This is a genomic window from Persicitalea sp. (genome assembly GCF_041751555.1).
Lineage (GTDB): Bacteria > Bacteroidota > Bacteroidia > Cytophagales > Spirosomataceae > Persicitalea.
On the sequence record NZ_JBGSXF010000588.1, the window covers coordinates 1 to 4,533 of the forward strand.

5 protein-coding genes and 1 pseudogene are annotated in these 4,533 nt (G+C 45.2%); 5 read left to right on the forward strand and 1 reads right to left on the reverse strand.

Annotation, left to right across the window (positions count from 1 at the left end):
• A pseudogene (locus ACEW8P_RS20795) lies at positions 1-253 on the forward strand (hypothetical protein); the annotation flags it as partial.
• Positions 254-354: 101 nt separating this feature from the next.
• Entirely contained in the window at positions 355-771 is a 417-nt protein-coding gene (locus ACEW8P_RS20800; protein WP_189568168.1) for a hypothetical protein, read from the forward strand.
• Positions 772-776: 5 nt separating this feature from the next.
• On the opposite strand, the gene ACEW8P_RS20805 is transcribed toward ACEW8P_RS20800, so the two are convergent.
• Positions 777-1,313, reverse strand: coding sequence for a M23 family metallopeptidase (locus ACEW8P_RS20805; RefSeq protein ID WP_373514995.1), 537 nt, complete (start codon positions 1,311-1,313; stop codon positions 777-779).
• 252 nt (positions 1,314-1,565) lie between these two features.
• Here ACEW8P_RS20805 and ACEW8P_RS20810 point away from each other — a divergent pair, with 252 nt between their 5' ends.
• The 3 genes from ACEW8P_RS20810 to ACEW8P_RS20820 form a co-directional block, all read left to right on the forward strand.
• Positions 1,566-2,468 (forward strand): hypothetical protein, encoded by a 903-nt coding sequence (locus ACEW8P_RS20810; RefSeq protein WP_373514996.1) that lies wholly within the window; start codon positions 1,566-1,568, stop codon positions 2,466-2,468.
• Between the two features lie 45 nt (positions 2,469-2,513).
• Positions 2,514-2,735 (forward strand): hypothetical protein, encoded by a 222-nt coding sequence (locus tag ACEW8P_RS20815; RefSeq protein WP_373514997.1) that lies wholly within the window; start codon positions 2,514-2,516, stop codon positions 2,733-2,735.
• Between the two features lie 68 nt (positions 2,736-2,803).
• The coding region (locus ACEW8P_RS20820; protein ID WP_373514998.1) for a DUF3991 domain-containing protein at positions 2,804-4,533 on the forward strand (1,730 nt) is incomplete at its 3' end.

Here is a 4,533-nt window from a genome sequence, read left to right on the forward strand (position 1 = left end):
CAAACTCAAAACCTTCAAAGGGGTTATAAGGGTAGATCAGGAAGGCATGGAGAAAGTCCACGCTAAACCACCCGTTATCAAAGACATAGCCAAGCTGGTGAGCAAATACTATCCGGGAGAAAAATACCAAGAGAATGATAAGGAGACTTGGAAATTACGCTTGCTCGACGACAACTATCGGTCAATCAAAACCGAGGTAGCCCAACTCATCAAACTCGAATATGAGGAATTTCAAGCAGAACTCAAACCATGATTTCTTTCTAAGAAAATAGACATTTGATATTATTTTATTCTAATTTTAGGCCATCAGTAGCATACACACTAAATAGCACTTAGCTCAATCTTTCTGAAATAATGACCTCTAATCCTGAAATCCACCGGAAACTTGATGAAATATACTCCGAGCAGGAAGCCGTAGCCTTCTTCAACAAGCTCGTTTTCTCATTATGCCTCCAGCTTATCGTAGCTGCCAAAAGAGAAAGGGGAGAGCTGACTGCGGAAGAAGCTGATCAGATGTCGAAGAAGCCTAGTGAGAAGATGCTGTTGGAGCCTTATGGCCTTAGTTATATTCAGTACAGGGCATTGAAAGATGGTAAGGGCACGGCCGCGAATATCATGACTTTCAAACGAGCCGTCGAGAGGAACGGCTATGATTTTGACAAACTCTACTACTCGGAGGAACTGGTGAATCTCGCACTTTCAAAACTGGAAGAGATAAGAAAGCAGAATCAAACACTAAGTTCAATCAGCGGCCGGGGAGCCGATAGTTGATGAGATTATTTTGCTGAGTTTTCGATCAAAGACGCCCGCAAGGCGTCTTTTCTTTTTATAAAGTCTTCGTATAAAGTGAGATAGGGTAGGGGGTCCACTGCCGTACCGTTTATACTGATGGTGTAGTGGACATGTACACCAGTCGCTTTACCGGAACTTCCCATCAGTCCCAATACCTCCCCAATTCTCACCGTCTCCCCTTGTTTGACATAGATGGTGCCTAAGTGGCCATAGCCAGTCGTATAACCATTGGCGTGGTTTACCTCTACCGTCAGTCCTAATCCCTTCTTACTTCTCGCAAAAATAACTCGGCCATTCGCCGTGGCGTAAACAAATTGGAAGCCTCGCCGGCATACCAGATCAATTCCTAGATGTGGTTTGTGAATCCCGTCGATTGGATGTAGCCGCATGCCAAAAAGTGAGGAAATCCGTGGCGATTCTCCGACCTGTAGTGGACTAATACTTGGTATGTCCTTCAAGAAATTATAGTTCGTCTTTCCCAGTTCCTGCTCCAATTGAACGGGATTGTCGGGTTGCGCCACTTCCCAAGACTTTTCGGTATCCCGTCGCTCAACGGCATTCTGTACACTCGAAAGCGGGCTTTTCGCCTTAGGTAACTGTGCCAAGACAGTCGTGGAGAACGTCAGAAAGCAAATTATCCTCAAACCAGAGTCCATAGACGTCTTTCATTATGATGAGTTTGAAAATAAAATTAATAATTAAAATTTAATATTATCTATTTTTTATTTAAAATTGCACGGACAAAGAAATATGACTTGAACAAAGCAGTAGATATGAGAGCAGGAAAGGACATTAAAAGAATAGTGCAGAGCTATCAAGGCGTCGATTTCGCCCAAGTAGAAGGGGTTTTATCGAACGATGCAGAAACCAGAGCGATTCTTTCGGAAAAGGCTGTTCAGGACGATCTGATGAGAGGGGAAGTGATTCAGGTTAAGCATACTTCCAAAGATGAGGTCGGTAATCCTAGACACATTTTTGGATTCAAGCTACTCCACTTGAATCGGCAAGCCGACGCCGACCAACCCGTTTTGCAAATTGATCTTTCGGGACGTCCACTGAATTCTAGCCATGCGAATAGGTTAGGAGTACAATCGTTGACAGCCAAGCCAGGGTACACCCAGGAAATTCAGACAGCCTTATCGAAAAGCACTAATGGCAATAGCTCTGAGTACGAAAATGAGGTAAAGGAGATTTCCGACGTAATGAGTCAAAAAATCTCCCCCCTTGCCAAGGCAATTGAACTCAAGAGAAGCCTGGCCAACATTGCCGACTGGTATTTTGAGAGCGACTTCCACAAGCGGAGAGAGTTTCTAGCCAAAACGGAATCGCTTTTCACGCTTGGCTACAGACAGGGTACACTCATCAAAAGCCCTCAGGCTGGTGCCTACAGTACGCACATTCGCGAACAACAAATCCCACTTTCTGATCTTCCCACTAACCATAAGGGGGTGCCTATAAGAGAAAGGCAGGTCGAAAAGCTTCTTTCCGGCCAAAGCATTACGGTGATAGCCGATCCAGGTACCGAAGCCGAAGGAATGCCCGAAGCCAGGGTCAAATTCAATCCCATTTCGGGTAATCTCATGGAAATAGGGGAGGGGCAGCCTCGGCTTTCGCTTGCTGACCAGCCGAAGAAGAATCTCGAAACCGAAACGTCTTTCGTAAAGCGACGGATATAAGGCTTACCGAGAGGGATTCCACTACCAGCTTTTCAACCTACTTCTATGAAAATCAAGAACGAAAATCAGTGTCCACTTTCTGTGGATTACATTCTTCGAACCTACGGTGAAGATGCTCTGGAGCCGTGCTGCATTGTCACGGACGAAGAAGATGAGGAGATGATTCTAATTCCAAAAATGAGGGAGGCTATGCCCGCTGAGGCATGGTTCGATTTGCCCCAGGAATTCCGGCTCTTCGTACTCAGAGCTTTTTACGAAAGCCTTTGAGGCGGAGACATGGCCATCAAACCATATCCTGATATAATTCCCTCGTCATTCCAAACTCGTCTTTCACCATGAACGAACCCATCAATTTCGTAGATAATGATAAAGTTGAGCTGTTCAACCAGTTGAACGCCAATAATGTACGCTACATGGCCTTCGGTAGCTTCTCGATCAACGCATACGAACAAGCACGAACTGACAGCACCATTAAACTCTGGATCGATCCGGCCCAGGGTAACATTGCCCGGCTGAATACTGCACTCCGGGAATCGGGTCGTAACCCGGTTGATACGGAGGTGAACCTCGAAAATAAAAAGCCCCTGAAATCTGAATCGGGAATCTCTACCAGGGACAGCTTAGGCGTCGATTTCTACCCTGCTGTCAATGGTTTCCAGGTTACGGATTTTGCTAAGGTGTACGACCGTAAAGCGGTAATCAAAGCGCATGAATTCGCCAGCAGTACCACCGATCGGGCCTTGCTGATTGATCATATGTCGATTCCAGACTTGTACCACAATGTCGGAAACACCATCGGTAAAGCCAAAGAATACAATCTGGATGTCTTATTCAAGGCTGCTTCGGCCTTTGCTGTACCCGGTCAGAAAATCGCAGAACCTTCCACCTACCTTGTTATGGATGCCAAAAACAAACCCGAACCAGTCGTAAAATTTTCCAAGCCCAAGAAATTCACACCAAATTACCAGAGAAAGGATTTTGCCCAAATCCGGCAAGAACTGGATATGGAATTAGTGCTTGAGCATTATGGATACCAGATGAGCTCAAAATCCAAGCCCAAAGATAAATGGCGTATTTACAAATCCGGCATCGAAGGAGATAGCCAGCGCTTAGCGGTAATGAACAATTCCAACAGTGGGTTTAAAGGCTTTGTGGATCTCAATAACACAGCATTTAAGGGGGATGTCTTCACATTCATCAAGTACAGAGAAGGAGAATATAAAAATGCCTTCAAGGTGGTTGATCAAATACTCGGTAGCCCGGATTACAGGGAAAAGGCGGCCCAGCTTCAACCCATAGCCCCTGCCTCGCCAAAACAGTATTTGAATGACGAGAAGCTTCGCCAATCCGACCTGATTGAAGAGTACAACCTGACGCTCTTGCCAGAAAATCAGCCAAATTATCTGACAGAAAAGCGGTTTATTTCATTGGAGGCGCTATTTTCCCCGGAATTTAAAAACCAGGTTTTGGCGTCCAAAAAGGAAGAGCATACAAATATTGTCTTTCCGCTGACCTCGGAGAAGGGGAATATTCTGTCGATGGATATCAGAAATGAGAATTTTAAGAGTTTTCCGCCTGGTCAGAAGGGAGATGCCATCTGGAAGAGTAATGAACACGCCCAGTTAACCGTAGAAAAAGAGGTATTGGTAGGCGATTCAAAAATTCGATTGGATAAAGAAACCAAAGGGATTGTGTCCAAATCAAACGGCAAATTAACCTTTCATACTGTCCATCCTACCGAAGGAAATTTATCGGTTGAAATCGAAAAGTCAGACTTTAAAATAATAACTAATCGGATCATGATCTCGGAATCTCCGATCGATTCCATATCGTACCATATACTTTCCCCACCCGTTAAAGGCGAGTATCGACAGTACATTTCGTCGGCGGGCAATCCGTCCCACCAGCAAATGGAGCAGGTTGGCAAAATAATTAAGGCCAATCCACAAGCCCAATTTGTGATTGGGATGGATGGTAATATGCCGGGAAACCGTTTTGCAATTAATTTGCTAGCCACCGAACACCCACAGCGGGACAATCGCTTCGCGATACTCCCGCATGTGGT